This is a genomic window from Bradyrhizobium arachidis (assembly GCF_015291705.1).
Taxonomy (GTDB): Bacteria; Pseudomonadota; Alphaproteobacteria; order Rhizobiales; family Xanthobacteraceae; genus Bradyrhizobium; species Bradyrhizobium arachidis.
The window spans coordinates 2,717,136-2,743,201 of the sequence record NZ_CP030050.1; the positions used below are offsets into that span (position 1 = coordinate 2,717,136).

Consider the following 26,066-nt stretch of genomic DNA (forward strand, 5'->3'; position numbering starts at 1 on the left):
CAGGGCCGGGGGGCGCAAGGGCTTTACAATGTCGTTGTATTTCTTCCGCATCAGCACCGGCCGCTATTCCGGCGCCGCCGACCAGCCGTACGAGTTCGAGGACAGGGCAGCCGCCTGGAGCGAGATGACCGAGGTCTGCGCCAATCTGCTCGGCGGCATCGCGCGTGGCCTGAAGCCGAATGCCGAGTGGCGCATGGAGCTGCTCGACGAGAACAAGAAGCCGGTCTTCCGCGTCAGCCTCGTCGGCGAGAAGATGGGCTGACGGCCGCGAACGAGGGCCGGGCGTTAACGAATCGCGATCCCTGCAAATCCGCGAGGCGGGACCCGGATACACGCGAAAAGTGCGCAAGTCCGGCAGCTTGAGCAGCGTTTTCGGTATTTCTACCTAGGCCGCGATGCGCCCCGCTTAACGTTAATGAGGAACCTCTCGGCTAGCCTTTCCGGACTTTTCACGCGCGTCCGCGCGGTCATGCGTAGCCGGGATATTTCGATGTCGTTCATTCAAAATCTGCGAATTGGCACCAAGCTCGCCGTCACCTCGGCGCTGACCATCGGGCTCGTTGCGCTGATGATCTACCTGCAGATGAGCGGCGGCGCCGAGGTCCAGAAGCTCGGCATGAGCGCAGCGGGGCAGCAGGCGATCGCGCAGAATGCCGCCGAAGCGAAGGCCTCGGTCCGCGGCATGCAGATCGGCATTCGCGACATCCTGACCTCATCCTCGCCGGCCGAGATGCAGAAAGCGGTCGGTTACTTCAACGACCGCCAGACGGCGGCCCAGAAATTCGCCGGTGAAATGGCGAAGCTCTCGCGCTCCCCCGAGAACCGCCAGCGGATCGAGCGCTTGACCGTGCTGATCGGCGATTTCGGCAAAGGCGCGCAGCAGATCGAATCCGTCCGCAGGCAGGAGCTCGCGCTCGAGGGAAAGAAGGACGGCGAGGCGGCGGCGCAATACGCAAAGCTCGTGGCCGAGATCGACGGCATCCGCAAAGGGACGCTGGCGCCGATCAACGAAGAGATTTCGGACCTGTCCAACAAGATCACCGAATTCTCCAAGCAGAGAAGTGTCGAGACCCGCGCCGAGGCTGAAGCGGAGGCTGCATCGGTTGCGCGGACGTCGCTCGTCGTCGGTGTGCTGGTCGCACTGGTTCTCGTCGGCGCATGCATCTTCTCCGTCTTCAGCATCGCGCGGCCGATGCGTGCGCTGACGCTCGCGATGGAGAAGCTCGCGGCGGGCGATTTCTCGGTGGTGCTGCCGGGCCTCGGCCGCAAGGACGAGGTCGGCGAGGTCGCCGGTGCCGTCGAGAAATTCAAGATCGTGTCCGAGCAGAAGGCGCGCGCGGAAGCGGAAGCCAAGATGCGGCAGGATCAGATCGCAGCCGAGCAGCGCAAAGCGGAGATGCGTAGGCTTGCCGACAATTTTGAAGGCGCCGTCGGCGAAATCGTCGGCACGGTATCGTCGGCCTCGACCGAGCTCGAAGCGTCCGCCACGACGCTGACCTCGACGGCGGAGCGTACGCAACGGCTGACCACGGTGGTTGCAGCCGCTTCGGAGGAAGCTCCACCAACGTGCAGTCGGTGGCTTCGGCCACCGAGGAGCTGTCGTCCTCGATCACGGAGATTAGCCGGCAGGTGCAGGAATCCGCTCGTGTCGCGAGCGAAGCCGTCGGCCAGGCGCGCACCACGACCGAACGCGTCAGCGAGCTGTCCAAGGCGGCGACGCGGATCGGCGACGTCGTCGAGCTGATCAACACCATCGCGGGCCAGACCAACCTCCTGGCGCTCAACGCCACGATCGAGGCGGCGCGCGCCGGCGAGGCCGGCAAGGGGTTTGCGGTCGTCGCCTCCGAGGTGAAGGCGCTGGCCGAGCAGACCGCGAAGGCGACCGGCGAGATCGGTCAGCAGATCTCCGGCATCCAGGTCGCGACGCAGGAATCGGTCGGCGCCATCAAGGACATCAGCGACACCATCGAAAAGCTGTCCGAGATCTCCTCGACCATCGCGGCGGCGGTCGAAGAGCAGGGCGCGGCGACGCAGGAAATCTCCCGCAACGTGCAGCAGGCCGCGCAAGGCACGCATCAGGTCTCGTCCAACATCACCGACGTGCAGCGCGGCGCAAGCGAGACCGGTTCGGCCTCCTCGCAGGTGCTGTCCGCCGCGCAGATGCTGTCGGGCGACAGCAACCGTCTCAAGCTCGAGGTCGGGAGATTTCTCGATACCGTGCGCGCGGCCTGATCTGTGCCCCGCCGGGCGTGGACCAGCTCCAACGGCCGCGCGTGAAGCGCATTCACGTGCACAGCGGGATACCGCCGCAACCGTAAATGATTGCGCGGGCGTTGTGAGTATCGAGAATCGGCGAAGCAGTAGTTCCACTAGGTTCTTGTTAACGCCTGTTTGCAATTATGGGCGCAATCTTACCGGATAAGAACCAGCCAGCATTTTTGGAATGAAGCCGGCCCTGTCGTCCGATGCGACGATTGCGGCGCGGGTGACTTGTGCGTTGCCTGGTATCAGCGGGATTGTCGTGATGTCGAAGTTGTCGATCGTGTTCAAGCTTCTGACCGTGCTGTCGGTCCTCGTGCTCTCGCTCGCCGGCGTCGGCGTGACGGCGATCGGCACGATGCAGAACATCAACGCCCATACCGTCGAGATCGCCGAAAGCTGGCTGCCGAGCGTGCGTGCGCTCGGCTCGCTCCGGGCCGACATCAACGAGCTGCGCGTCGCGCTGCGGCTGCACCTGATGCAGGAGAGCGCCGAGGGCAAGGAGGCCGCCGAGAAGCGCCTTGCCTCGTTGCGCGACCGCATCGAGCAGACCCGCAAGGTCTACGAGCCCCTGATCACCTCATCGGAAGAGCGCTCGCTCTATCAGCAATGGGCCACGGCCTGGGGCGAGTATCTGAACGGCGTGCAGGAGGTGATGGCGCTGTCGCGCAAGAGCGTCGGCAAGTTCCCGGCTGAAGCCAACGAAATGCTGCAGACCAAGGTCGCCAAGATGGCGCAGGCGGCCGATCCGCTGCTCCAGAAGGGGATCGAAATGAACAATCGCGGCGCCGAGCTGGAGACGAAGCAGGCGGCCGACAGCTACGCCACGATCTTCCGCGTGCTGGTCGGCATCATCGTGCTTTCGGTCGTGATCGCGATCAGCGCAGCCTATTATCTCGTGCGCGACGTGTCGCGTGGCATCGCCTCGATCATCAAGCCGATGCAGTCGCTCGGCGAAGGCGATCTTTCGGCCGAGGTGCCGCATCGCGGCGAGAAGACCGAGATCGGCTCGATGGCGGATGCGCTCCAGATCTTCAAGGAAGCCCTGATCGCCAAGAAGGCCGCCGACGAAGCTGCCGCGGCCGATGCCGAAGCCAAGATCGAACGCGGCCGCCGCGTCGACGCCATCACCAGCAGGTTCGAGGCCATGATCGGCGAGGTCGTCGGCACCGTGTCCTCGGCATCCACCGAGCTCGAGGCGTCGGCATCGACGCTGACCAGCACCGCGCAGCGCGGGCAGGAGCTGGCAACTGTGGTTGCCGCCGCGTCCGAGGAAGCCTCCACCAACGTCCAGGCGGTCGCCTCCGCCTCGGAAGAGCTGTCGTCCTCCATCACCGAGATCAGCCGTCGCGTGCAGGATTCGGCGCGGATGGCGGCGGAAGCGGTCGAGCAGGCGGCGCGGACCAACGAGCGCGTCAATGCGCTGTCGCAGGCGGCCTCCCGCATCGGCGACGTCGTCGAGCTCATCAACACCATCGCGGGCCAGACCAATCTGCTGGCGCTGAATGCGACCATCGAGGCGGCGCGCGCCGGCGAAGCCGGCCGCGGCTTCGCCGTCGTCGCCTCCGAGGTCAAGGCCCTGGCCGAGCAGACCGCGAAGGCCACCGGCGAGATCGGGGCGCAGGTCTCGGGCATCCAGGCCGCGACGCAGGAATCCGTCACCGCGATCCAGGAGATCGGCGGCACCATCGAGCGGCTCTCCGAAGTGTCCGCGGCGATCGCTGCGGCCGTCGAGGAGCAGGGCGCGGCCACGCAGGAGATCTCGCGCAACGTCCAGCAGGCCTCGGTCGGCACGCAGGAGGTCTCCTCGAACATCACCGACGTGCAGCGCGGCGCGATCGAGACCGGCGAGGCCTCGGTCGAGGTGCTGTCGGCGGCGAAATCGCTGGCGACCGACAGCACGCGCCTCAAGGTCGAGGTCGCGCAGTTCCTGGAATCGGTCCGCGCGGCCTGAGACTTAACTGCCTGTCTGTGGAGCCGGCGGCGCGACCTGCCGCCGGAACAGGATGCGCTGGTAGAGCCAGCCGATCGCGACCAGCACGATACCGAGGCACATGAACGACAGCGCGCGGTAGATGCCTGTCAGTGTCGACATGTCGATGACGAAGGCTTTGAGGATCGTCAGCGCGATCACGAGCGCCGAGGCCAGGCGGGCGCGCTCCGAATTGACGAGAACGCCGACACCGAGAAGCACGACGCCGAAGGCGAGCCAGCCGATCGAATAGGTGTATTGCTCCGCGCCCGTCGTGGGTCCCGTGGAGAGGATCGGGCCGTGATAGAAGCGGCGGATCTCCAGCGTGACATAGGCGAGTGCGAACACCAGTGCGCCGCCGGCAATCGTGTTGGCGTAGACCTTGCCACGCGCGCCGACCACGGCATAAGAGAGCAGCAGCATCAGGATCGCCGGCAGTGCGTAGCCGAGCAGCAGCAGGTTGAACACCGCGCCACCGACGTCGATGCGCCAGATCAGTGGGTTCTCCAGGATGAAGAGGCCGAACACGCTGATGAGGCCGGCGATCACGGTGAGCACGACCGCTCCGACATTGTGCACGATGCTGCGGCTGCGCAGCCGCAGCCGCTCCAGCCCGATCGCCATCGCGAGTGCGACGCAGACCTGCAGCGCGAATTCGAGCAGTGACGGCGGCGAGATCATGTCGCCGCCGGTCGCAAGGTGACGGACTTCCATGAAGGCGAGCAGCGCCGTAAACAGGATCGCAGCCGCTTCGACCACGCGCAGCGGGGCGTCATCGCCGCGGCGGCGCAGGAAGATGCTCGCGCCCCAGAATGAGGCCGCCGGCAGGCCGTAGCCCCACAGCAGCCAGTTGAAGATCGGCGTTGTGCCGACGGCATCGCCGACGATGCGCGGATCATAGGCGATGCGTGCGGTGACAATCGCGGCGAAGATCGCAGCTAACCGGCGAAGCACGGGAATTGGCCGCTGCAACGAGATCCAGGCGGTGCCAAGCGACATCAGCGCGAGCGCAATGGTGAGCCAGCCCTTCTCCAGCGCAAAGGTCAGCGCCAGCGCCAGCGCGCCGAGCGTGCCGGTCGCGAACAGAGCGATCGAGGTTGCCACGCCCGGTCGTTCTTCGCGACGCATCAGCGCTTCGGTCGCAGCGCCGAAGGCCGCGGCGAGCAGGACCGCGAGGATCGCGAACGGGATGGAGCGGTCCAGATGGGCGATGCGCGCATAGAGCGCAACCAGGATTGCGATCGGCGTCGCGACGCCTGCCGCAGACCACACCACCGGGATGATCGGCGAATTCGACCGGCCCTGCACGAAAAAGCCCGCGACGCCGAAGCCCGCGGCGAAGATCGCGGCCATCACCAGATGCAGGGTAACTGAGCTGTCGGTCGCGACCGGTCCGACGCCGGGCATCGGGCCGCCCGGCAACACCAGCATATCCGGATTGGCACGCACCGCCCATTCCGCGAACACGATGAAGACGGTCGCAGCGGCCGCGCCGAGCGCGCCGGTCGCCGCCGGCGCCCGCCAGGCGACGAACAGCGTTCCGCCGACAAGCAGCGTGAAGGCGATCAGCGCAAGATCCGCATGCGCGCTTGAGAGCACGATCAGCATCGCGCCGAACAGATAGGCGCCGAGCGAGCTCGACGACACCGACTCGATCTCGCTGTCCTCGATGGTTGGTCCGAACATGAAGCCGCAGACCACGAGCAGCGCGGCGAGCACGAAGCCGGCGATGACATGGAAGGCGTGCGGCGCGACCTGCAAGTCGCTGGTGTCGAGCCCCGGGAAGACCCACAGCACGGCGAACGCGATAGTGGTCACCGCAAGCCAGCGCCACAGCCGAATCCGGGCGAGACCAAAGCTCGCGGCGGTGACGATGGCGAGATAGATGTAGAGCGCCCAATAGTCCGGCTTGCCGCTGGAGACGAGGACCGGCGTCGCAAACGCGCCGACGACGCCAAGCCCGGCGAGTGCCGGTCCATGCAGCAGCGCCGCGGCGAGCGTGCCCATCGCCACGATGCCGAGCAGCACGAAGGCGGTCGCAGGCACGAGGAAGCCGTAGAGCGCATAGGCGGCGTAGATGGTCGCGAACGCCACCGCCGTTCCGGCCGCGGTGAGGATGGCGGGTATGTTGGCAATCGGCAGCGCCGCGATGTTGGAGATGCTCTCCTTGCGCCGCGTCCATTCGCCAGCGCCGAGCAGCGCAGCCGCGAACAGGCCGCCGAGGAACACGCGCACGCCGGGGCCGACGAGGCCGGCCTCGATCGAATAGCGCACCATGAAGAAGCCGCCGAGCGCGAGCGCAAGGCCGCCGATCCACACCACCCAGCGCGTGCCGAGACGCTCCTCGAAGCCGGGTTCTCTGGAAACTGCAGCCGGCTCGGGCAGCGGCGGCGGTGCATCGGCCTCCGTGCTCGCTTCGAGGGGCGGCGGCGAAGCGTCTTCGGTGACGAGCGGAGGCGGTGCGGCTTCGGCTTCCGGCGCAAGCAGCGGCGGCTCGGCGGCAGCAGCCGTCGCGGGCGCCTCGGCCTGCACCTGGGCGGGCAGCAGCGGCGGCGGTTGCACCGGCCGCTGCGCATGAAATTTCTCTTCAAGCGAGCTCAGCCGGCGGCGCAGCTCGGCCGCCTCGCTGGAAGCCTTGATCGCGATCAGGAAGGCGATGATCGCGATGATCAACGCGAAGACGTCAAACGGGCCGTCGAACATGAAGCCTCCAGGCAACCGGCGCGCAGGGGCCGATCACGCGAATCTCAGCATGATCTTCTCGGAAAACCGCTACGCACTTTTCCGGATCATGCTCTAGCGCCGGGAGCGTACGCGCAAGCCCGGCGCGGGCCGCTCCTGGAGCACCTCGCGTCGGAAGCGGTAGAGCGCCGCCGGCCGTCCGCCGGTCTGTGTCGACATCACGCCGGTCGGTTCGACCAGGGCTTCGGTTTCGACCAGGCGGCGGAAATTCTGCTTGTGCAGATGCCGGCCGGAGATCGCCTCCACCGTATGCTGCAACTCCGTAAGTGTGAACTCGGCGGGCAAAAGTTCAAACACCACAGGGCGATACTTCAATTTTGCGCGCAGCCGCGCGATTGCCGTGGCAAGAATCCGGCGGTGGTCGAACCGCATGGAGGTGCCGAGCGCGGGTAGCGCCTTGCGCGCTAATGCCGCAGGACGGCCGTCGCGCCGCGCCTCCTCGATCAGCCCGGCCTCGTAGAGCAGCTCGTAGCGGTCGAGCACGCGCTCCTCGTCCCAGGGCGCGCCGTCGAGGCCGAAATAGAACCGCACGCGATCCTTGCGCGGCAGTGCGCGCGTGGTCTCCGGCGTCTCTTCCTCGGCCCATTTGGTGAGCGCCGGAATGATGTCGCGGGCGATGATCGCGGGCGGCTGCTCGCGCCAGTCTTCCCAGGGGAAGAAGCGATACCAGGGCTCGAAGCTCGCGCCGGTCGCCGCAAGCTCGCCGTCCACCGCGCGCGTCAGCGCGAGATAGCCGATCGACACCATATGCGCGCCGGTGTCGCCGGCCTCGGCATGACGGCCGCGATCGCCAAACGTGTAGAGCTGCTCGACATAGCCGAGCCGCAAGGCCGCCTGTTCCTCGACCCAGGCGCGCAGGCCGATCTCGAAGGTGCGGTGGCTCAGCGCATCGAACGGCCCGAACGGCAGTCCGGCCAGCCCGTCGCTGCCGCGCGCGGTGAGGACCAGCGGCTCATGCTCCGCGATCGCGACGATCGCCGCGGTCAGGCCGATCTCGATCGGCGTCAGCAGCTTGTCGCTCATGCGATGATGATCGCGGGTGGTGCCACGTCATGCGCGGGCTTGTCCCGGGCATCCACGTTCTGCGTGCCGCGGGAAAGTTCGTGGATGGCCGGGACATAGGCGAGCGAAGCGACGCCGTCCTTCGGACGGCTATGCCCGGCCATGACGGCGGCACCTGCATAGTGGCCTGCAGCGGTCATTCGAGCTCGATCACGAAGGGGCGGCCTTCGACCATCATGGCGCCGGGCCCCATCTCGTCGAGTGCGCGCAGCATGCGACCGTTACGCCCGAGGGCGCGGTCGGCAAGGCTGACGATGCGCCGGTTCGGCGAGGCGATTGGCGAAGCCGCGCGGATCTTCTTGGCGATCTCGATCTCGTCGCGCTCGGGATTGAGCGCGCACACCGCCGCGAACGCGCTCGCGGTGGAGCGGCTGATGCCGGCATAGCAATGCACCACCAGCGGCGCAGCGCGATCCCAGCCGCGCACGAAAGCCAGCACCTGGTCGATATGCGCCTCCGACGGCGCGACGAAACCGTCCATCTCCTCGGTGATGTCGTCCATCGACACCTTGAGATGGTTGGCCGGCAGCACCGACACGGGCCGCGCCACCTGTTCGACATTGGCCATCACCGTCAGCACGTGGCTAGCCTTGGTGAGGCGGACGGTTTCGGGAAGCGCGGCGAGGGAACAGACGTGGATCATGACGGACCTTTTTTGCCGCTGATTATAGCGAGCGCTCGTAGGGTGGGCAAAGGCGCATCGCGCCGTGCCCACCATTTCGCACCGCGCGCATTTCGCCCAGTTTGGTGGGCACGCTTCGCTTTGCCCACCCTACGAAGGGATGATGCTACGCAAACACCGCGCCGAACCGCTCCAGAAACTGCTTCTCGGCCCGCGCCGCGGTCCAGGGCGTGAGATAATCGCGCCGGACGCTGTCGGAGAGGCCCGGGTCCTTGCCGAACAGGCGCTTGGCCTCGCTCTCGCTGAAGCCGGCAAGCTCGGTCGCCTCGAGGTACGCCGCGCCGCGATCGGCGGCCTTGATCGCCTGCGTGATCTCCTCGGGCAGCACCGGCGGCAGGCCGAAGCGGACGTGGATGGCGCCGAGCAGGCGCTTTTCCACCGCCTTGTAATGGCCGTCGAGCACGGCCTTGAATGGCGAGATCATGTCGCCGATGACATATTCGGGCGCATCGTGCAGCAGCGCGGCGAGCCGCATGCGCTGGTCGACGCGCGGCATCTCGTGCCGCATCACTGTCTCCACCAGCAGCGTGTGCTGCGCGACCGAGAAGATGTGGGCGCCTGTGGTCTGCCCGTTCCAGCGCGCCACGCGTGCCAGCCCGTGCGCGATGTCGGCGATCTCGACGTCGAGCGGCGAGGGATCGAGCAGGTCGAGCCGCCGGCCCGACAGCATGCGCTGCCAGGCGCGGGATTGCGCATCGTGCGCCGTCTTCTTCGCGGTCATTTGGCCCTAAGGCGCGGCTTGCGCTGCGTCTTGCCGCAGGTCGCGTGGCAGTGGCAGTCGACCAGATGGTCGTTGACCATGCCGGTCGCCTGCATGAAGGCGTAGACGATGGTCGGGCCGACGAATTTGAAGCCGCGCGAGGACAGCTCCTTCGAGATCTGCACCGACAGCGGCGTCGAGGCCGGCACGCTCGCGGTGGTCTTGAAATGGTTGACCTTGGGCCGCCCGTCCATGAAGTCCCACAGCAGCTTCGAGAAGCCCGGGCCCTTCTCCATGATGTCGAGATACGACTTCGCGCTCAGGATCGTGCCTTCGATCTTGGCGCGGTTGCGCACGATGCCGACGTCGTTCATCAGCGCGTGAACCTTCTTGTCGCTGTAGCGCGCGATCTTCTCCGGCTGGAAATCATCGAAGGCTTTGCGGAAATTGTCGCGCTTGCGCAGGATCGTGATCCAGGAGAGGCCGGCCTGAAAGCCGTCGAGGATCAGCTTTTCGTACAGCGCGCGGTCGTCATATTCCGGCACGCCCCATTCGGTGTCGTGATAGGCGACATAGAACGGGTCTTCGCCGGGCCAAGGGCAGCGGGTTTTTCCGTCGGGATGCAGGCGGGGGGCTCGGCTCATGCGGTGGGTTGCTTGGTTGGAATACGCACGATTTCGGGTTCGGCGAGCGTCAGGGGCAGGCCGCCGGCGGTGAGCGGCTGGCCGGCATCGAGCGCATCGGCGACGCGGTCGATGCGGACCAGCGCAATGCCCTTGCCTTGCGCCGACGAGCCCATGGTGCCGACTTGCTTGTCTCCGGCCATGACGCTGACGCCGACCTCCGGAGAGAGATCGTCGAGCAGCACCTTCACGTTGCGGGTGCGCGCGGTGCCGCGATGCTGCATGCGCGAGACGACTTCCTGGCCGACATAGCAGCCCTTGTCGAAATCGACGCCGGCCAGCCGATCCATGTTGGTCTCGTGCGGGAACGCGTCGCTGTACATGAAATCGAGCCCGCCGCGCGGCACGCCGAGCGCAATGCGGTGCGCCTCGTAGTCGGCAGCGTCGACCAACTCGGCGCCGATCAGGTCGGACAATTTCTGCTTGAGATCCTCGGGGATCAGGATGCGGGTACCGAGCTCGGCATTGCGCGGATCGGCGAAGGCGAGGTCCGGTTGCGCCGCAAGCTGGCCGCCCCAGGCCGCGAGCACGCCGAGATCGAGGGTTTCAACCGTGACCTTGGCGCGCAGCTTGTAGAATTTCAGCTTGGTGGCGAATCCCTCGGCCAGCGGCTTCGGGCAATCGATCAGGAACCCGCCGCCATGGCCCGCGGGCACCTCTGTGATCAGGAAGTCCACGATGATCTTGCCCTGCGGCGTCAGCAGCGCGCCGAATCGCCCCAGGCCCGGCTTGAGCCTGTCGACATCGGTGGTGATGAGGCCGTTGAGGAAGTTGCGCGCATCCTCGCCCGCGACCTTGACCACGCCCCGGTCGGGAAGAAACGCTGATTTCATGTGAAAATCTCTTGCGACATGTTGCTCCGGAACGTAAGCCCGCAAGGCATAAACGACAAGACCTCGAGCCCTGCGCTTGGGGATGAGAGAGGCCCCATGACCCAGCGTTTCGATGTGATCTTGAAGGGCGGCACCGTCGTCAACCAGGACGGCGAGGGTGTTCGCGATATCGGCATCACGGGCGGTCGCATCGCCGAGCTGGGTCCTCTGTCGCAAGGCTCCGCCGCCGAGGTGATCGACTGCAAGGGCCTGCACATCCTGCCCGGCGTGATGGACACGCAGGTGCACTTCCGCGAGCCCGGGCTGGAGCACAAGGAAGACCTCGAGACCGGCTCGCGCAGCGCCGTGATGGGCGGCGTCACGGCCGTGTTCGAGATGCCGAACACCTCGCCGCTAACGGTGACGGAAGCGACCTTCACCGACAAGGTGAAGCGCGCCCATCACCGCATGCATTGCGATTTCGCCTTCTTCATCGGCGGCACCCGCGAGAACGTGCAGGACCTGCCGGTGCTCGAGCGTGCGCCGGGTTGCGCCGGCGTAAAGGTATTCATCGGCTCCTCGACCGGTGCGCTGCTGGTGGAGGACGACGAAAGCCTGCGCCGTATTTTCCAGGTGATCCGCCGCCGTGCCGCCTTCCATGCCGAGGACGAATACCGCCTCAACGACCGGAAATCCCTGCGCATCGAGGGTGATCCACGCTCGCATCCGGTCTGGCGCGACGAGACCGCGGCGCTGTTGGCGACGCAGCGCCTGGTCAAGCTCGCGCACGAGACCGGCAAACGCATCCACGTGCTGCATATCTCGACCAAGGAAGAGATCGAGTTTTTGCGCGACCACAAGGACGTCGCGTCCTGCGAGGCGACGCCGCATCATCTCACGCTGGTCGCGCCCGAATGCTATGAGCGGCTCGGTACGCTCGCGCAGATGAACCCGCCGGTGCGCGGCGCCGATCACCGCGCCGGCATCTGGCGCGGCATCGAGCAGGGCATCATCGACGTGCTCGGCTCCGATCACGCCCCGCATACGCTGGAAGAGAAGCAGAAGACCTATCCCGCTTCGCCCTCCGGCATGACCGGCGTGCAGACACTGGTGCCGCTGATGCTCGATCACGTCAATGCCGGCCGCCTGTCGCTGGCTCGCTTCGTCGATCTCACCAGCGCCGGCCCCGCGCGCCTCTACAACATGGCCTGCAAGGGCCGTATCGCCGCCGGGTACGACGCCGATTTCACGGTGGTTGATTTGAAGCGCAGCGAGACCATCACCAACAAATGGGTGGCGTCGAAAGCCGGCTGGACGCCGTATGACGGCGTGCGTGTGACGGGCTGGCCCGTCGGTACCTTCATCCGCGGCCGCCGCGTGATGTGGCAGGGCGAGCTGGTGACGGCCTCGCAAGGTGAGCCGGTGCGGTTTCTGGAGACGTTGAAGCAGTAGCCGATGTGCCGTCGCCTGTTCAATCCGTCATCCTGAGGTGCGCGCCATGCGGTGCTCTTGCACGGCATGGCAAGCCTCGAAGGATGAACGGCCCCGCTGGTGGCCGTCGCCCTTCGAGGCCTCCGCTGCGCTCCGGCACCTCAGGGTGACGGGTTAAGTTTTGAGGATTTGGTTGCAAGCGCAATAGATAGGTTCGCAGTTCATCACGGGAGATTCGATCCATGAGTGAGAACGCCCTCATCACCACCGAGCAACTCGCCGCCATTCTCGGCGATCCCAATCTGCGCCTCTACGACTGCACGACCTACAACGAGCCCGTCCCGCCCGGCAGCGACGTGCCGTATCGCGCGGTGCCCGGCGACAAGACCTTTGCGGCCGGCCACATCCCGGGCGCCGATTTCCTCGATCTGCAAGGCGAGTTCTCCGACATCTCCGCAGGTCCGCTCTTCATGATGGCCGATGTGCCCCAGCTCGAGGCCGCGTTCGGCCGCCACGGCCTTGATGCATCCAAGACCATCGTGCTCTACAGCATCGGCACCATGATGTGGTCGACGCGGTTCTGGTGGATGTTGCGCTCGCTCGGCGTCGACGCGCGCGTGCTCGACGGCGGCCTCGACAAATGGAAGCAAGAGGGGCGGCCGATCGAAACAGGCGCACCGAAGGGCTATCCGGCGACGACCTTCAAGGCGTCGCCACGCGCCGGCTTCTTCGTCGACAAGGATGTCGTGAAGGCGCGGATCGGCGATCCCTCGACGGTGATCGTCAACGCACTCGGACCGCAGTTTCACCAGGGCCTCGAGCCGAGCCGCTACGGCCGGCCCGGTCGCGTGCCCGGCAGCGTCAATGTCCCGGCGGCGACGCTCGCGAATGCTGACAAGACGCTGACGAGCCTTGCGGATGCCGAAGCGAAATTCGCGGCCCAGGGCGTCACGCGCGACAAGAATGTGATCGTGTATTGCGGCGGCGGCATCTCGGCGACGATCGACCTGCTGATGCTGACGCAGCTCGGCTACGACAAGCTGACGCTGTACGATGCCTCGATGGGTGAATGGGCGAGGGACCCCACGCTGCCGATCGAGACGGATTAGCTCTTACCCTCCCCTCCCGGGGAGGGTAAGAAAATTGGGAACCTTTTCCCTTGGCCTGCATCCAATGTCCGGAACGACGCGAAACAAGCAGGTGACCGCCATGCAACGGACCGCAGCCGGCCTGTCCGCCGGCGCAAAAACCCCGGAAATCAGGACATTGGAGGCCGAGCTGATCGAGCGCGCGCGCGGCCGGGACGAGGCCGCGCTGCGCGAGATCATGCAGGCCAACAACCGCAGGCTCTACCGTCTCGCGCGCGGCATCCTGCGCAGCGACAGCGAGGCCGAGGACGTGGTGCAGGAAACCTATGTCCGCGCCTTCACCCATCTCGACGGCTTCCGCGGCGAGTCCGGACTGTCGACGTGGCTGTCGCGCATCGCCATCAACGAGGCGCTTGGCCGGGCGCGCAGCGCCAGGCCGCATGTCGAGCTCGGCGCGGTGCCGGAAGCGGCGCTCGAGGCGCAGATCATCAAATTTCCCGTTTCTCCCGCAGGCGATCCGGAAAGGACCATGGCCCAACGTGAAATCCAGCGCGTCGTCGAACGCGCCATCGACGAGTTGCCGGATGTCTTCCGCATGGTGTTCGTCGCGCGGGTCATGGAGGGCATGAACATCGAGGAGACCGCCGATCTGCTTGGTGTGAAGCCCGAGACCGTGAAGACGCGGCTGCACCGCGCCCGCGCCATGCTGCGCGAGAACGTCGAGAAGGAGATCGGCCCGGTGATGATGGACGCATTCCCGTTTGCCGGCTGGCGCTGCGAACGGCTGACGGAGGCCGTGCTGAAGCGGCTCGGCATCGGCGGCTGAAATTTTTCGGGAACGTTTGCGCACAATGTCCATCCAATTCCTGTGAAGCAACGCGCCGGCAAACCGTCCGGCAGCACAGGAGTGTCAAACCATGTTCATCCGTTGGAGCGCGGCCGTCGCCGCGGCCATTCTGTTGTCCAGCCCGGTGCTGCTGCAAGGCGCACGCGCTGCCGACAAGCTCACCGATCCGCAGATCGCGCACATCGCCTATACCGCCGGCGTGATCGACATCAACGCGGCCAAGCAGGCGCAGAAGAAGGCCAAGAACAAGGACGTCAAGGCGTTTGCCGACGACATGCTGCGCGACCATGAGGCGGTCAACAAGCAGGCGCTGGCGCTGGTCAAGAAGCTCAACGTCACCCCCGAGGACAACGACACCAGCAAGGCGCTGTCGAAGCAGGCGAGCGACAAGATGGCCGAGCTCGACAAGCTGAGCGGCGCAGCCTTCGACAAGGCCTATGTCGCCAATGAGGTCGCCTACCACAAGACGGTCAACGGCGCGCTGGAGACCCAGCTGATTCCGTCGGCGAGCAATGCCGAGCTGAAAAGCCTGTTGCAGACCGGCCTGAAGATCTTTGAGGGCCATCAGCAGCACGCCGAGCACGTCGCGGCCGAGCTGAAATAGGAGCGTGCGAGATGAAGCCGGGACGCCTCGCATCGATCGCGCTTGCGGCCATCTTCATGGCGATGGTGGTCCCGGCGCGCGCCGCGACGATCGAGATCACGATGGAGAATCTCGTGGTCTCGCCGGCTGAGGTGTCGGCGAAGGTCGGCGACACCATCAACTGGATCAACAAGGACGTCTTCGCCCACACCGCCACCGCCAGGAGCGGCGATTTCGACGTGATGCTGCCGCCGAAGAAGTCGGCGTCGTTCGTCCTGAAGAAAGCGGGAACGGTCGAGTATTACTGCCGCTATCATCCCAACATGAAAGCGACGCTCAAAATCGAGCCGTAGCGTTTACTGCCTGGAGACGCCGACCGAGAATTCGCCGTTGCGCACGCGGCCGGGAAGGCCCTCGACGAATTTCGCCACCGCGTCCTCGCCGTAAGTGCCGACCAGCTCGGCGAAGGCGGCGAACAGGCTTGCCTGCGCGAGGCAATCGCCGTCGACGCCGTCGTGGCGCGCCTCGGCCCAGGCCTCGTTGAGATAGCTCAAGGCAGCCTGCTTCTGCTCGTGATCGGGCAGCGGCGCGCGGGCGGGGGCGTAGGAAATCGACTGGCTCATGAAACTCGGTCAGGGCTGGGCGCGATCCACGGCGATGCGCTGTGCGAGAGGTGTAGCACGGGCGTTAACGACCGCTAGGGCACATCTTTAAGAACGGTTAACGGCTGTGAACAAAATCGATGACAGGGCACTCCGTCATTCCGGGGCGCGACGAAGTCGCGAGCCCGGAATCCATTTGGCGTCAGAGTTGGGGTGCGATGGATTCTCAGGTGCGCAATTGCGCACCATAGCTCGCGCTGCGCGCGCCCCGGAATGACAGCAAGACTAGTTCGCGTAGCGCGCCGTGAGATCGCGCGAGATCTTCGAGCCTTCCTCGATATAGCGGCGGATCGCGACCGTGGCCGCCGGCGTGCAGCTCCGGTAGGTCTGCTGGAAGCCGTTATAGCCGCGGTTGAAGCCGGCGATCATGCGGGTGCGGCGCTCGCCCGAGGGGGTCTCGGCATCGATCAGCGCCTGCATCTCGCTGCGCCATTTGTTCCCCTCGTTGGACCCGCAGATGCCGCGCAGATAATGCAGGCCGCCCAGGATCTCCGCCAGCCGCTGCAAATCGGCGTCAAATGGCGCCGCCACGTCCTGGGCCCTCGCGGGCACCGAGGCGCAGGCGAGAATCAGGGCAAAAATGGCCAGAAATCGCGTGGACATCGGCGCGTGTATGCCCCCTCGGGGCTGATGACGCAAGGCGGGTGGTCAGGGGCCGATCAGGCGCGCTGCGGACTGGATGACCTCCTCCAGCCCCCCGGTTAGCTTGAGGTCGCCCAGGCTCGCCAGGGCGTCCGGGGCGATCCAGCGGTAATCATCGAGCTCGTCGTTCAGCGCGGGTTCCCTGGCCACCCAGCGGGCGGCAAAGGACATGATCAAATAATGCCCGGCGCCGGGCGCGGCGGGCAGCACCTCGCGCCAGCCGGCAAGGCCGATGATCTCGATCTCCAGCCCGGTCTCCTCGTCGACCTCGCGCTTGAGCGCCTGGTGCAGCGATTCGCCGAACTCGACCCGGCCGCCGGGCAGCGAATAGAAGCCTTTGGCGGGCGAGCGGGCGCGGCGGGTCAGCAGCACCTTGCTGTCGCGAAAGATCGCGGCACTGACCGCGATCTGGGGATGGGTGGGCTGGGCGACTGCCGACATTTTCCTAAAGGACCTGGCTCAGTTGGCCATGATGGTGTCGACGTCGGCTTCCGCGCCGCCATTGATGATGCCGCCGCAGGCCGCGATCAGCGGCTTGACCCAGAGTGTGGCCTGCTCGGCGAGGCGGACGCGGGTCGTGTCCTTCTCGACCTCCCGCATGGCCGAACCGACCGCGGTCAGGATCGAGGTCATGGTATCGGTGATGTGGTCGAACTGGGCGCGCACATTCGGATCGGCCTTCTCATAGGCCTCGATGGCGAGATCCCGCGCCTTGAAGTTCGATGCCGTGAAATGCTCGGCATAGGACAGCGGCGACCAGGTCAGAAAATCTTCCGCGCATTCGGGCATGTCGGGGACCATTTCCAGCAGCATCACGGCTTCATTGAAATGGTTGAGATAGTCGGTGGCAAGCCCGGTCCGCGGGTTGATGTTGGCCACGCGCAGCCGTTCGGCCCAGGCGGCGGCCTCGGGGCCCGTCTGTACATGCGTCCGCGCGGGTTGGGAGGCCATTGAGCTCATCGGCGGCAGTGTTAACGTTCGGGGTTAAAAGGACCTGAACGGACCCTATATAGACGCCCAAGGATGTGTGGACGCTTCGTCATAACTTCGGCCCCCGCGGCTTTGCGGCAACTGTTCGGCTATGTCGAGCAGCCGAATTTCCCGCCACGGTACAATGTCGCCCCGACACAACCGATTCCGGTCGTTTTGGTCGAGAACGGCGCGCGGCATTTCCGCCTGATGCGCTGGGGCCTGCTGCCGAGCTGGGTGAAGGATCCCAAGGGATTCACGTTGCTGATCAACGCCCGCTCCGAGACGGTGCTGGAAAAGCCCGCGTTCAAGAAGGCGATTCGCCGCCGGCGCGGCCTGATCCCGGCCGACGGCTATTACGAGTGGAAAACCATCGAGGGCCGCAAGCAGCCCTTCTTCATCCACCGCGCCGACGGCGAGCCGCTCGGCTTTGCGGCGGTGTTCGAGACCTGGGTCGGGCCGAACGGCGAGGAGCTCGACACGGTCGCGATCGTCACCGCCGCGGCCGGCGAGGATCTCGCCGCCCTGCATGACCGTGTGCCCGTCACCATCAGCCCGCGCGATTTCGAGCGCTGGCTCGAGATCCGCGGCGACGAGGTCGATCATGTGTTGCCGCTGATGACCGCCCCGCGCATCGGCGAATTCGCCTGGCATCCGGTCTCCACCCGCGTCAACCGCGTCGCCAATGACGACGAACAGTTGCTCTTGCCGATCAGTGCCGAGGAGATGGAGGCAGAGGCGCCGAAGCCGAAGAAGGTGGCGCGGAAGGTTGCGGCGGCGTCGTCAGATGACGGGCAAGGGTCGTTGTTCTGACCACCGCTGCCGTAGGGTGGGCAAAGCGAAGCGTGCCCACCATTGCATGTCGTAAAAGACAGATCGTGGGCACGGCGCGTTGCGCCTTTGCCCACCCTACGGCAGCGGAGTTCTAGACGATCTCCCTTGCCCTCAGCGCCGCGATCTCCGCTGCATCGAAGCCCAGCTCGCCCAGCACTGCATCCGTATCAGACCCGAGCTCCGGCGCCATCCGGTCCAGCCTGCCGCCGCCATGCGCGAGCTTGAATCCGCTGCCGGCAAAGCGCAGGCGGCCGTAGGGCGTGTCCAGCTCCTGGATGGCGCCGCGTGCCTTGATCTGCGGATGGTCGATGACCTCCTCGACCTTCCAGATGCTGGCGCAGGGCGCGCCGGCATCTTCCAGAATCGTCTCCCATTCGCGCGCCGGCCGTTTCGCGAGCGCCTCCTCGATGATGGCACGCAGCGCCGGCTCGTTCTCGTTGCGCGAAAACCAGTCGGCAAAGCGCGGATCGGACAGCGTGTCCTCGCGGCCGAGCGCGGACATCAGCGCGCGATACTGCTTCTCGTTGTTGACCGCGAGCAGGATGTGGCCGTCGCCGCATCTGAACAGGTTCGCCGTGGTCCGGCGGCTCACCGCCTGATTGCCCGACAGCTGCTGGCGATGGCCGGCGACCGACCAGTCCGCGATCTGCCCCGAGAGGAACGCCATCGTCGCCTCCAGCATGGAGACGTCGATCAGCTGCCCCTTGCCGGTGCGGTCGCGCTGGTAGAGCGCGCTCGACACGCCGAACGCGGCCGTCGCCCCGGAGAGCACGTCGCAGACCGCAAAGCCCGCGCGCGTCGGCCCCGTCTCGGGATGGCCGGTGATTGCCATGATGCCCGACAGCGCCTGCATCTTGCCGTCATAGCCGGGCCGCAAACGGTCCGGCCCGGTCTGGCCGAAGCCTGAGACCGCGCAATAGATCAGCTTCGGATTGATCGCGGAGAGCGCCTCGTAGCCGATGCCGAGCTTGTCCATCACGCCCGGACGGAAATTCTCCATGACGACGTCGACGGTCGCGGCGAGTTTCTTCACGATTGCGATCGCATCGGGCTTTTGCAGATCGAGCGTCAGGCTGCGCTTGTTGCCGTTGATGGCCTGGAACGCCGGGGCCAGGCCGCGCTCGGCCCATTCGCGGGACAGCGGCGTGCGGCGCATGTCCTCGCCCTCGCGCCGCTCGACCTTGATGACGTTGGCGCCCAGCAGCGCGAGCTGGTAGCTCGCATAGGGGCCGGCCAGCACTTGCGTGAAGTCCAGGATCTTCACGCCCTCGAACGGTCGCGTCACGTCGCTCTCCCTTTTGCTTATCGTTGTTGGAGGACGTCAGGCGGCACGGTTGCCGCGCGCGATCTCCTTCTGCTTGTCGAATTCGGCGCGGCGGCGGGCGAGCTCTTCCGGCGACAGCTGCGCGACGTTGTTGTAGTCGAGCTTCCAGGAGGCGTCCTCGCTCCAGCGCAGCGGCGACTGCATCGTGGTCTGCGGCCCGCTCGCGCTCTCCAGCAACCTCAAGGCCAGCTCCAGCGTCTGCGCCTGCGAAGTGACGTCATGCGGCTTGCCGGCGGAATTGCCGAGCGGGAAGTCGGAGAACAAAAACCGCGGCACGGCGGCGTGCTCGATGATGTCCTTGGCGCAGCCCATGATCACGGTCGGGATGCCGTTGGCTTCGAGATGTCGCGCCACCAGCGCCGTTGTCTGGTGACAGACCGGGCAGTTCGGCACCAGCACCGCGACATCGACCTTGTCGACCAGGCAGCGCGCCAGAATCTCCGGCGCGTCGGTGTCGATCGTGACACGATGGCTGCGATTGGTCGGCGCGCCGAAGAAGCGCGGCGCGACCTCGCCGATGCGTCCCGCGGCGCTCGCCTTCAACAGCTGCGGCAGCGGAAACCAGGTGCCGCTGTCGGTCGCCGATGTGTGCTTGCGATCGTAACCGATGTGGGAGATGCGAAGGTCGTGCGCCTTCGAAGTGTCGCCGTCATAGACCTGGTAAAATTTCGCGCTGCCATTATACGCCGCGCCCGGCCCCTGGTCGCCCTTGTCAGGATCGTACGGCGCAGCGGTGGTGATGATGGTCACCCGCGATTGCGCCAGCGGCTTCTTCAGCGGCTGGAACGGCGCCTCGGTGTAATGCGCCCAGCGATACGGCGTGGTGTAGCCGATCGCGGTGTAATAATCCCGCGTGCGCTGCATATAGGGGACGGGGGAATCATAGTCGGGCGCAAAGCCGAATTCGTCGTCGCGCGGAGCGGACATGGGGCGCGTCTCCTGGTTCTTGGTTGGCGCCAGACTAGAGATAGTTTTCGGGTTGCTCAACGGGGGGAGCGGCGGCGCAGGTCTGAATTGCTTACCGCGATGGCTCACCGCGCGGCAGGTGCGCTCCCTCGCCCCGCTTGCGGGGAGAGGGTTGGGGTGAGGGGGAGCCTCCGCGAGGACGGTGAGGGCTGGACTCGCGGAGGCTCCCCCTCACCCGGATTGCATCTTCGATGCAATCCGACCTCTCCCCGCAAGCGGGGCGAGGTGAAGAGAGCTCTCACCTGAACACATGCAGCGCCGCGTATTGCAGCAGCATGATCGCCTTGCCGTCGATGATGCGGCCATCCGCGATCATCGCCAGCGCCTCGTCGATGGAAAGCTCCAGCACCTCGATGTCCTCGCCCTCGTGCGCGAGGCCGCCGCCGTCGCTGACGCGCATCTCGTGCTCGTACTCGGCGATGAAGAAATGCAGTTTCTCCGTCACCGCGCCCGGGCTCATGAACGCCTCGAACACTTTCTCGACGTGATGCAGGCGATAGCCGGTTTCCTCCTCGGCCTCGGCGCGGATGCGCACTTCCGGCGAGGCATCGTCGAGGACGCCGGCGGCGGCTTCGATCAGGAGGTCGTCGTAACCGCGGATGAAGGCCGGCAGGCGGAATTGTTTCACCAGGATCACGGTGCGCCGCGCGCGATTATACGGCAGCACCGCGGCGGCGTTGTCGCGCTCATAGGTCTCGCGGTGCTGCGTCTGCCATTCGCCATTGGCGCGCCGATACTCGAACGTCGTGGTCTTCAGCTTGGTCCAGCCGTCGGAGAGCACGCGGACGTCCTTGATGCGGACGCGGTCGGAAATGGTCATGGCTATCTCTCTTTTCTTCACCTCGCCCCGCTTGCGGGGAGAGGTCGCGTCCCATCGGAGATGGGATGCGGGTGAGGGGGTACAGGCCCGTCGGCGATCTCACGTGTGGAGAGAAGCCCCTCACCCCAACCCTCCCAGCGCGAGCGCAGCTCGTCGCGCCCCCGTAAGAACGGGGCGAGGGGGCGTAGTTGCGTTCGCGGCCACATCTCGCTCGAGCCTTACGGACTAGCGCGGCCGTCGAGCCACTTCTGGAACATCACGGAGGTGGACAGCTCGAAGCCGAGCGAGCCATAGAACGCAGTCGCCTGCGCATTCTCGCGCCGGACCAGCAGCTGAAGCTTCGAAATCCCGGCCTGCCGCAGCCAGTCCTCGGCCGCCGCCATGATCACCCGGCCATGGCCGCGCTTCTGGCAGTCGGGGTCGACCGCGACGTAATAGACCCAGCCGCGATGGCCGTCATGGCCAACCATGACGGTCGCCACGATCGCACCATTGTCGCGGCCGATCAGCACGGTGGAATTGTCGCGCCGCCGCGCCAGCGCGAGGTCGGCATGCGGATCATTCCACGGCCGCGTCAGGCCGCAGCGCTGCCACAGCGCCACAACGTTCTCGACATCGGCATCCCCAATCGCATCGATCGCAAGAGCACTCACAGCACCTTCCCCGGATTCATGATGCCGTGCGGATCGAGCATCGCCTTGATCGACCGCATCAGCTCGATCGCGGTCTTGTCCTTCACCTCGGGCAGCTCGTCGCGCTTGAGCACGCCGATGCCGTGCTCGGCCGAGATCGAGCCGCCCATGCGCAGCACGATCTCGAAGACGACCGCATTCATCTCGTGCCAGCGCGCCAGGAAGTCCGCGGTGTTGGCGCCGATCGGCTGGCTGACATTGTAATGCAGGTTGCCGTCGCCGAGATGGCCGAACGGCACCGGCCGTGCGCCGGGGATCAGCTTGACGACGGCGGCGTCGGCCTCGGCGATGAAGGCAGGCACGGCGGCAACCGGCACGGAGATGTCGTGCTTGATCGAGCCGCCCTCCGGCTTCTGCGCCGCGGACATTTCCTCGCGCAGCTTCCAGAAGTTGTTGCGCTGGGCGAGGCTGGCCGCGATCACCGCGTCGTCGACGATCTCCTCCTCCATGGCGCGGCCGAGGATCGTCTCCAGCGGCGTGCGGGCGTCGTCGCTCGGCGAGGACAATTCCATCAGCACATACCACGGATGCTTTTCCGCAAGCGGATCGCGCACGTCGATGCCATGGCGCACCGAGAAGTCGACCGCCATCTCCGAGAGCAGCTCAAAACTCGTCAGCGCGTTCGCGGCCTCGCTCTGCGCGATCGTCAGCAGTTTTAGCGCCGCCGCCGGCGACTTCAGCCCGACATAGGCCGTCTCGACCGCCCGCGGCTTGGGAAACAGCTTGAGCGTCGCCGCGGTGATGATGCCAAGCGTGCCTTCGGCGCCGATGAAGAGGTTGTGCAGATTGTAGCCGGTGTTGTCCTTCTTCAGCTTGGACAGCACGTTGAGCACGCGCCCGTCGGCGAGCACCACTTCCAGCCCCAGCGCCATCTCGCGCGCGACGCCATAGGCGAGCGCGGCGGTGCCGCCGGCATTGGTGGAGAGATTGCCGCCGATGGTGCAGCTGCCTTCGGCGCCGAGCGATAGCGGAAACAGCCGGTCCACGTCGGACGCCTTCTGCTGCGCGATCTGGAGCACCACGCCGGCTTCGCAGGTCATGGTGTTGGAGGCGGTGTCGATCTCGCGGATCTTGTCGAGCCGCCGCAGCGACACCACGACCTCGCCATTATGCGGCGTCTGGCCGCCGACGAGCCCGGTATTGCCGCCCTGCGGCACCAGCGCGATTTTGTGCGCGGAGGCGAGCTTGCAGATTTCGGAGACCTCGGCGGTCGAGCCCGGACGCAGCACCAGCGGTGTGCGGCCGTGGAAGAGGTTGCGCTCCTCGGTGACGTAAGCCTCGATGTCGGCCGCATCGGTGATCGCGTGCTTGTCGCCGACGATCTTGCGGAATTGCTCGATCAGCTCGGGCGCAAGCGGAGGGGTGGCGGATTGATTGATGTTCATGTCGTCTTCTTTCATTCCGCGTTCTAGCGCGCAACTGCCGCGCGCCGCAGCCGGTCATTGATCGCTTCGCCCAAGCCTTCCTCGGGGATCGCCATTACGGCAATCGCCCGCGGTGCCTTTGCATCCAGGCTGCGAAGATAACCGAACAGATTGGCGGCGGCTTCATCGAGATCACCGGTGGGCGACAGATTCATGACAGCGGCGGCCGCCTCTACGCCCGGCAGACGTGCAGGCCCGAACGCCAGCAGCGCTTCATCAGGCGCAACGTCCTGCGCGCGGAGTCGCACAGTCGCGCGCGGCGCGTAGTGCGAGGCCAGCATGCCCGGCGCCAGCGGCTGGCTGTCGTCGCTCTCGGCTTCCGCCGGCGGCCGCGCCAGCGGCGCGCCCAGCACCGCCTCGATCCGCTCGCGCGACAGCCCGCCGGGCCGCAGCAGCATCGGTGCGTCGAAGCAGCCGACAATGGTCGATTCGACGCCGACGGCGACCGGCCCGCCGTCGACGATCAGGTCGATCCGTCCGGCAAGGTCACTCTCGACGTGCGCCGCCAGCGTCGGCGACACGTGTCCGGAGATATTTGCCGACGGCGCCACCACCGCCCCGCCGAAGGCGCGCAGGATCGCCTCGGCCACGGGGTGGGCGGGAATGCGGATCGCGACGGTGTCGAGGCCAGCCGTGGCGAGATCCGCCACCGGGCAATCGTCGGTCTTCGGCACCACCAGCGTCAGCGGCCCCGGCCAGAACGCCTCCGCCAGCTTCAGCGCGCGGGCGTCGAACCGGCCGATCCGGCGCGCAGCCGCGATGTCCGGCACGTGCGCGATCAGCGGATTGAAGGCCGGCCGCCCCTTGGCGCTGTAGATATGGGCCACCGCGGTGGCATTGGCGGCGTCCGCGCCGAGGCCGTAGACCGTCTCGGTCGGAAACGCGACCAGCCCGCCGGCGGCCAAGGTCCGGGCGGCGGCTTCCGCGCCGGCCTCACCAGCCGGCAAAATCAGTGTCTCAAGGCCCGTTTTCACAGGGACAAAATTCCTCGGCTCGGCCGCTTGCAGTGCGTCAAACCCGACGCTATAAGCCGCCTTCTTGTCGGAGTGTGGCTCAGCCCGGTAGAGCACTGCGTTCGGGACGCAGGGGTCGCAGGTTCGAATCCTGCCACTCCGACCATTATTTCAATGACTTATAGGGTCTGGGGCTCCTCAGCGCAATGAAATGCGCAATGAATTGGGTGTATTGCCCCCTTGCCGCTTCTGGTCTCTTCAGCGCTCGCATCGTGACGATTGTTGGCGTGCGGCTCAATGGTTCGTTTACACGGCTGTTCGAAGCTGACACGGTGGCGATGTTCCCGCCTTGGATACCTCATGACCTCGCTGCCCGATCTCGACTGGAAACCCTTCAACGACACGCATTCGATCGAGGTCGTGGCGGCATCGGTGAACTTCCTCGAGCCGCTAACTGAGGTGGCCTGGAAGAAGGCTGTCCGGGAGGCAGAGGCCGTCTGTAGGGCGGCCGGCCTGAACGAAAAGCAGGTCGTGAACTCTCTCCAGTTCATGGTAGGTCCAAATCAAGTCCCGCAAACGTCCGCCGGTGCACCTACAGTTGAAGCAATGATCTTCCAGCGCTCCGCGGCAGTGACGATACCCGGCGCCGGCATCCAGAAGCGCCCCCTCGAAAGCTTGCAGATTGGTCGCTTCGGAGTGATCTACCAAGCTATGAGCTATACAGCGTGGGAAGCATTCGCAACGAGGCTCGAGCAACTAGTGAGGGCTCCACTGCGCAGCGCGCTCTTCTCAGTAGGCGTGGCGAATTTGCGGCTCGAATACAAAGACAACTTTCGCTTTGCAGGGGCGGGAAAGCCCGTTGCTCGGGCATTGCTCAATTCAGAATCGACGCTTATTGTGCCTCACGTTTTTGACAACGAAAGGTTGTGGCATTCACACACGGGGTTCTTTGAGGCCGCAGATGGCTGTAAGGAACGACTTATTCAAATCAACATCGACGCCAACGAAATGCTTGCAGCCGATCAAATGAATAAGCCATTTCGGGCCATTTCGATCACTACGGCCGTGCAGAACAATTTGGCCGAGACCTCCTCTGAAGCACTTGAAAATGAAGCAGAATTGGCTACTTCTCAACTATCGATGTTTGGTTCGATGCACGACCGCTCTATAGGGCTGTTTAAAGAGATCGTGAGCGCAGACATTGCTGCTAGGGTAGGACTTCATTCATGACCGCGATTTCGACGGTTGTTCCGTTCTCGATCGATGCCCAGTCGCCGAGCAGTTCGTCCGGCATTACGGCGAGCAAGTCGAAACGGCTGTCCCCCTACATGGTCGCAGGCTCTGTGATTTTTCTGCTCGCGGCGTCGCCTGCGGCAACTGAGGCATCCCAATCTCCGACTTCGGTCCGTTCAGCTCTTTTGCAAAATGTAGACATCGTTGATGAGCGGCGGGGCTACCAGCGGGCAACTGAATTCGACCGCGGCATTGCCCGCCTCCGCGAATTTCGCGAATATCAGCAGGACTGGGATGGCAGCGGCGCGGCGGCGGCGCACCAGGGCGCGTTCGACTATGCTATTGCCTACATGAATGAATTAGAGGCATGGCACCCCGCGCCTCTGACAACGCTTGGCAGGGACGGCAGCGCTATTCTTGAGTTCGAGGAGGAGGGGGTCTTTTGCTCAATTGCTTTCCTTCCTGACGGCGAAGTCGAGCTCTATTTCAAGGACGGTGACGACGCGTCGAGGTTTGCCAGCGGTCCAGTCGGCTCGCGCGATGTAAATGCGTTCTTGACCGATGTGATGAATCTGCCCGCCATTGCCTAATGCGTTGCGCCGAGTGTCGAAAATGGCTGCGGAGCGCAGCGCGCAAGCTTGCGAGAGACCTGGAGCTCAGTTGCCCAGATTGCGAGTGTGAACACC

27 protein-coding genes, 1 tRNA gene and 1 pseudogene are annotated in these 26,066 nt (G+C 65.5%); 12 read left to right on the forward strand and 17 right to left on the reverse strand.

What is annotated here, in order from left to right; genetic code table 11:
• The first annotated feature begins 28 nt into the window (after positions 1–28).
• From WN72_RS12490 to WN72_RS12500, 3 genes and pseudogenes are all read left to right on the forward strand, one after another.
• On the forward strand, positions 29–262 hold the full coding sequence (locus WN72_RS12490) for a DUF6894 family protein (protein WP_027558190.1): 234 nt from the start codon (positions 29–31) through the stop codon (positions 260–262).
• A gap of 228 nt (positions 263–490) precedes the next feature.
• Positions 491–2,232, forward strand: a pseudogene (locus tag WN72_RS12495) (methyl-accepting chemotaxis protein).
• Positions 2,233–2,524: 292 nt separating this feature from the next.
• Positions 2,525–4,213, forward strand: a complete 1,689-nt coding sequence (locus WN72_RS12500) for a methyl-accepting chemotaxis protein (protein ID WP_167381012.1) — start codon at positions 2,525–2,527, stop codon at positions 4,211–4,213.
• Positions 4,214–4,216: 3 nt separating this feature from the next.
• On the opposite strand, the gene WN72_RS12505 is transcribed toward WN72_RS12500, so the two are convergent.
• From WN72_RS12505 to ygfZ, 7 genes are all read right to left on the reverse strand, one after another.
• Positions 4,217–6,934 carry a DUF2339 domain-containing protein gene (locus tag WN72_RS12505; protein ID WP_092217909.1) on the reverse strand — a complete coding sequence of 906 codons (2,718 nt, stop codon included), beginning with the start codon at positions 6,932–6,934 and terminating at the stop codon, positions 4,217–4,219.
• A gap of 93 nt (positions 6,935–7,027) precedes the next feature.
• The gene (locus WN72_RS12510) at positions 7,028–7,996 is read right to left on the reverse strand and encodes an NUDIX hydrolase (RefSeq protein WP_092217910.1); all 969 of its coding nucleotides are present in this window, start codon (positions 7,994–7,996) and stop codon (positions 7,028–7,030) included.
• Entirely contained in the window at positions 7,993–8,175 is a 183-nt protein-coding gene (locus tag WN72_RS12515; RefSeq protein WP_027558195.1) for a hypothetical protein, read from the reverse strand. Before WN72_RS12515 ends, WN72_RS12510 begins: the two co-directional genes overlap by 4 nt.
• Positions 8,172–8,678, reverse strand: a complete 507-nt coding sequence (locus WN72_RS12520; protein ID WP_027558196.1) for a tyrosine phosphatase family protein — start codon at positions 8,676–8,678, stop codon at positions 8,172–8,174. Before WN72_RS12520 ends, WN72_RS12515 begins: the two co-directional genes overlap by 4 nt.
• Positions 8,679–8,823: 145 nt before the next feature.
• Positions 8,824–9,438 carry a YfbR-like 5'-deoxynucleotidase gene (locus WN72_RS12525; protein ID WP_027558197.1) on the reverse strand — a complete coding sequence of 205 codons (615 nt, stop codon included), beginning with the start codon at positions 9,436–9,438 and terminating at the stop codon, positions 8,824–8,826.
• Positions 9,435–10,061 (reverse strand): DNA-3-methyladenine glycosylase I, encoded by a 627-nt coding sequence (locus tag WN72_RS12530; RefSeq protein ID WP_027558198.1) that lies wholly within the window; start codon positions 10,059–10,061, stop codon positions 9,435–9,437. The genes WN72_RS12525 and WN72_RS12530 overlap by 4 nt, the downstream gene beginning before the upstream one ends.
• Entirely contained in the window at positions 10,058–10,933 is an 876-nt protein-coding gene (gene ygfZ / locus WN72_RS12535) for a CAF17-like 4Fe-4S cluster assembly/insertion protein YgfZ (protein ID WP_092217911.1), read from the reverse strand. The genes WN72_RS12530 and ygfZ overlap by 4 nt, the downstream gene beginning before the upstream one ends.
• 96 nt (positions 10,934–11,029) lie before the next feature.
• Between ygfZ and WN72_RS12540 the strand changes: the two genes are divergently transcribed.
• The 5 genes from WN72_RS12540 (at position 11,030) to WN72_RS12560 (ending at position 15,214) form a co-directional block, all read left to right on the forward strand.
• A complete protein-coding gene (locus WN72_RS12540; protein ID WP_092217912.1) occupies positions 11,030–12,364 on the forward strand; it encodes a dihydroorotase in 1,335 nt (444 codons plus the stop codon).
• 221 nt (positions 12,365–12,585) lie between these two features.
• Complete coding sequence (locus tag WN72_RS12545) at positions 12,586–13,452, forward strand: sulfurtransferase (RefSeq protein WP_027558201.1); 867 nt, start codon at positions 12,586–12,588, stop codon at positions 13,450–13,452.
• 100 nt (positions 13,453–13,552) lie between these two features.
• A complete protein-coding gene (locus WN72_RS12550; protein ID WP_167381013.1) occupies positions 13,553–14,257 on the forward strand; it encodes an RNA polymerase sigma factor in 705 nt (234 codons plus the stop codon).
• Positions 14,258–14,348: 91 nt separating this feature from the next.
• Positions 14,349–14,882, forward strand: a complete 534-nt coding sequence (locus WN72_RS12555; RefSeq protein WP_027558203.1) for a DUF4142 domain-containing protein — start codon at positions 14,349–14,351, stop codon at positions 14,880–14,882.
• A gap of 11 nt (positions 14,883–14,893) precedes the next feature.
• Entirely contained in the window at positions 14,894–15,214 is a 321-nt protein-coding gene (locus WN72_RS12560) for a cupredoxin domain-containing protein (RefSeq protein WP_027558204.1), read from the forward strand.
• 3 nt (positions 15,215–15,217) lie between these two features.
• Here the strand turns inward: WN72_RS12560 and WN72_RS12565 are convergent, their stop codons facing one another.
• From WN72_RS12565 to WN72_RS12580, 4 genes are all read right to left on the reverse strand, one after another.
• Entirely contained in the window at positions 15,218–15,484 is a 267-nt protein-coding gene (locus WN72_RS12565) for a hypothetical protein (RefSeq protein ID WP_027558205.1), read from the reverse strand.
• Positions 15,485–15,748: 264 nt separating this feature from the next.
• Positions 15,749–16,126, reverse strand: a complete 378-nt coding sequence (locus WN72_RS12570) for a TIGR02301 family protein (protein WP_027558206.1) — start codon at positions 16,124–16,126, stop codon at positions 15,749–15,751.
• A 45-nt stretch (positions 16,127–16,171) separates the two neighbouring features.
• Positions 16,172–16,606: an NUDIX hydrolase gene (locus WN72_RS12575; RefSeq protein WP_092217914.1), complete on the reverse strand. Its 435-nt coding sequence runs from the start codon at positions 16,604–16,606 to the stop codon at positions 16,172–16,174.
• A gap of 18 nt (positions 16,607–16,624) precedes the next feature.
• Complete coding sequence (locus tag WN72_RS12580) at positions 16,625–17,125, reverse strand: hypothetical protein (protein ID WP_028158159.1); 501 nt, start codon at positions 17,123–17,125, stop codon at positions 16,625–16,627.
• A 63-nt stretch (positions 17,126–17,188) separates the two neighbouring features.
• Between WN72_RS12580 and WN72_RS12585 the strand changes: the two genes are divergently transcribed.
• Positions 17,189–17,947 (forward strand): SOS response-associated peptidase, encoded by a 759-nt coding sequence (locus WN72_RS12585; RefSeq protein WP_092217915.1) that lies wholly within the window; start codon positions 17,189–17,191, stop codon positions 17,945–17,947.
• Between the two features lie 112 nt (positions 17,948–18,059).
• Here WN72_RS12585 and WN72_RS12590 read toward each other — a convergent pair whose 3' ends face one another.
• The 6 genes from WN72_RS12590 to WN72_RS12615 form a co-directional block, all read right to left on the reverse strand.
• Positions 18,060–19,253 (reverse strand): CaiB/BaiF CoA transferase family protein, encoded by a 1,194-nt coding sequence (locus WN72_RS12590; RefSeq protein ID WP_092217916.1) that lies wholly within the window; start codon positions 19,251–19,253, stop codon positions 18,060–18,062.
• A 36-nt stretch (positions 19,254–19,289) separates the two neighbouring features.
• Positions 19,290–20,219, reverse strand: a complete 930-nt coding sequence (locus WN72_RS12595) for a glycine reductase (RefSeq protein ID WP_027558211.1) — start codon at positions 20,217–20,219, stop codon at positions 19,290–19,292.
• Positions 20,220–20,496: 277 nt separating this feature from the next.
• Positions 20,497–21,078, reverse strand: coding sequence for an NUDIX hydrolase (locus WN72_RS12600; protein WP_027558212.1), 582 nt, complete (start codon positions 21,076–21,078; stop codon positions 20,497–20,499).
• A 218-nt stretch (positions 21,079–21,296) separates the two neighbouring features.
• Positions 21,297–21,731, reverse strand: a complete 435-nt coding sequence (locus WN72_RS12605) for a GNAT family acetyltransferase (RefSeq protein WP_027558213.1) — start codon at positions 21,729–21,731, stop codon at positions 21,297–21,299.
• Positions 21,728–23,155, reverse strand: coding sequence for an FAD-binding oxidoreductase (locus WN72_RS12610; protein WP_027558214.1), 1,428 nt, complete (start codon positions 23,153–23,155; stop codon positions 21,728–21,730). Before WN72_RS12610 ends, WN72_RS12605 begins: the two co-directional genes overlap by 4 nt.
• A 23-nt stretch (positions 23,156–23,178) precedes the next feature.
• On the reverse strand, positions 23,179–24,168 hold the full coding sequence (locus tag WN72_RS12615) for an L-threonylcarbamoyladenylate synthase (RefSeq protein ID WP_143130716.1): 990 nt from the start codon (positions 24,166–24,168) through the stop codon (positions 23,179–23,181).
• 68 nt (positions 24,169–24,236) lie between these two features.
• On the opposite strand from WN72_RS12615, the gene WN72_RS12620 reads away from it, so the two are divergent.
• The 3 genes from WN72_RS12620 to WN72_RS12630 all read left to right on the forward strand — a co-directional run bounded on the left by WN72_RS12620 (position 24,237) and on the right by WN72_RS12630 (position 25,970).
• A tRNA-Pro gene (locus WN72_RS12620) sits at positions 24,237–24,313 on the forward strand.
• A gap of 194 nt (positions 24,314–24,507) precedes the next feature.
• On the forward strand, positions 24,508–25,377 hold the full coding sequence (locus WN72_RS12625; protein ID WP_092217918.1) for a hypothetical protein: 870 nt from the start codon (positions 24,508–24,510) through the stop codon (positions 25,375–25,377).
• Positions 25,374–25,970, forward strand: coding sequence for a hypothetical protein (locus tag WN72_RS12630; protein ID WP_092217919.1), 597 nt, complete (start codon positions 25,374–25,376; stop codon positions 25,968–25,970). Before WN72_RS12625 ends, WN72_RS12630 begins: the two co-directional genes overlap by 4 nt.
• Positions 25,971–26,066: the final 96 nt, after the last annotated feature.

What these genes read in the sequence shown, in the direction of transcription:
- WN72_RS12510 (WP_092217910.1), bottom strand. Translation starts at nt 7,996, where the DNA reads ATGAGCGACAAGCTGCTGACGCCGATCGAGATCGGCCTGACCGCGGCG.
- WN72_RS12580 (WP_028158159.1), bottom strand. Translation starts at nt 17,125, where the DNA reads ATGAGCTCAATGGCCTCCCAACCCGCGCGGACGCATGTACAGACGGGC.
- WN72_RS12625 (WP_092217918.1), top strand. Translation starts at nt 24,508, where the DNA reads ATGACCTCGCTGCCCGATCTCGACTGGAAACCCTTCAACGACACGCAT.
- WN72_RS12540 (WP_092217912.1), top strand. Translation starts at nt 11,030, where the DNA reads ATGACCCAGCGTTTCGATGTGATCTTGAAGGGCGGCACCGTCGTCAAC.
- WN72_RS12560 (WP_027558204.1), top strand. Translation starts at nt 14,894, where the DNA reads ATGAAGCCGGGACGCCTCGCATCGATCGCGCTTGCGGCCATCTTCATG.
- WN72_RS12565 (WP_027558205.1), bottom strand. Translation starts at nt 15,484, where the DNA reads ATGAGCCAGTCGATTTCCTACGCCCCCGCCCGCGCGCCGCTGCCCGAT.
- WN72_RS12575 (WP_092217914.1), bottom strand. Translation starts at nt 16,606, where the DNA reads ATGTCGGCAGTCGCCCAGCCCACCCATCCCCAGATCGCGGTCAGTGCC.
- WN72_RS12515 (WP_027558195.1), bottom strand. Translation starts at nt 8,175, where the DNA reads ATGACCGCTGCAGGCCACTATGCAGGTGCCGCCGTCATGGCCGGGCAT.
- WN72_RS12530 (WP_027558198.1), bottom strand. Translation starts at nt 10,061, where the DNA reads ATGAGCCGAGCCCCCCGCCTGCATCCCGACGGAAAAACCCGCTGCCCT.
- WN72_RS12550 (WP_167381013.1), top strand. Translation starts at nt 13,553, where the DNA reads ATGCAACGGACCGCAGCCGGCCTGTCCGCCGGCGCAAAAACCCCGGAA.
- WN72_RS12505 (WP_092217909.1), bottom strand. Translation starts at nt 6,934, where the DNA reads ATGTTCGACGGCCCGTTTGACGTCTTCGCGTTGATCATCGCGATCATC.
- WN72_RS12585 (WP_092217915.1), top strand. Translation starts at nt 17,189, where the DNA reads ATGTGTGGACGCTTCGTCATAACTTCGGCCCCCGCGGCTTTGCGGCAA.
- WN72_RS12570 (WP_027558206.1), bottom strand. Translation starts at nt 16,126, where the DNA reads ATGTCCACGCGATTTCTGGCCATTTTTGCCCTGATTCTCGCCTGCGCC.
- WN72_RS12525 (WP_027558197.1), bottom strand. Translation starts at nt 9,438, where the DNA reads ATGACCGCGAAGAAGACGGCGCACGATGCGCAATCCCGCGCCTGGCAG.
- WN72_RS12490 (WP_027558190.1), top strand. Translation starts at nt 29, where the DNA reads ATGTCGTTGTATTTCTTCCGCATCAGCACCGGCCGCTATTCCGGCGCC.
- WN72_RS12595 (WP_027558211.1), bottom strand. Translation starts at nt 20,219, where the DNA reads ATGTCCGCTCCGCGCGACGACGAATTCGGCTTTGCGCCCGACTATGAT.
- WN72_RS12610 (WP_027558214.1), bottom strand. Translation starts at nt 23,155, where the DNA reads ATGAACATCAATCAATCCGCCACCCCTCCGCTTGCGCCCGAGCTGATC.
- WN72_RS12500 (WP_167381012.1), top strand. Translation starts at nt 2,525, where the DNA reads ATGTCGAAGTTGTCGATCGTGTTCAAGCTTCTGACCGTGCTGTCGGTC.
- WN72_RS12555 (WP_027558203.1), top strand. Translation starts at nt 14,349, where the DNA reads ATGTTCATCCGTTGGAGCGCGGCCGTCGCCGCGGCCATTCTGTTGTCC.
- WN72_RS12520 (WP_027558196.1), bottom strand. Translation starts at nt 8,678, where the DNA reads ATGATCCACGTCTGTTCCCTCGCCGCGCTTCCCGAAACCGTCCGCCTC.
- ygfZ (WP_092217911.1), bottom strand. Translation starts at nt 10,933, where the DNA reads ATGAAATCAGCGTTTCTTCCCGACCGGGGCGTGGTCAAGGTCGCGGGC.
- WN72_RS12545 (WP_027558201.1), top strand. Translation starts at nt 12,586, where the DNA reads ATGAGTGAGAACGCCCTCATCACCACCGAGCAACTCGCCGCCATTCTC.
- WN72_RS12600 (WP_027558212.1), bottom strand. Translation starts at nt 21,078, where the DNA reads ATGACCATTTCCGACCGCGTCCGCATCAAGGACGTCCGCGTGCTCTCC.
- WN72_RS12630 (WP_092217919.1), top strand. Translation starts at nt 25,374, where the DNA reads ATGACCGCGATTTCGACGGTTGTTCCGTTCTCGATCGATGCCCAGTCG.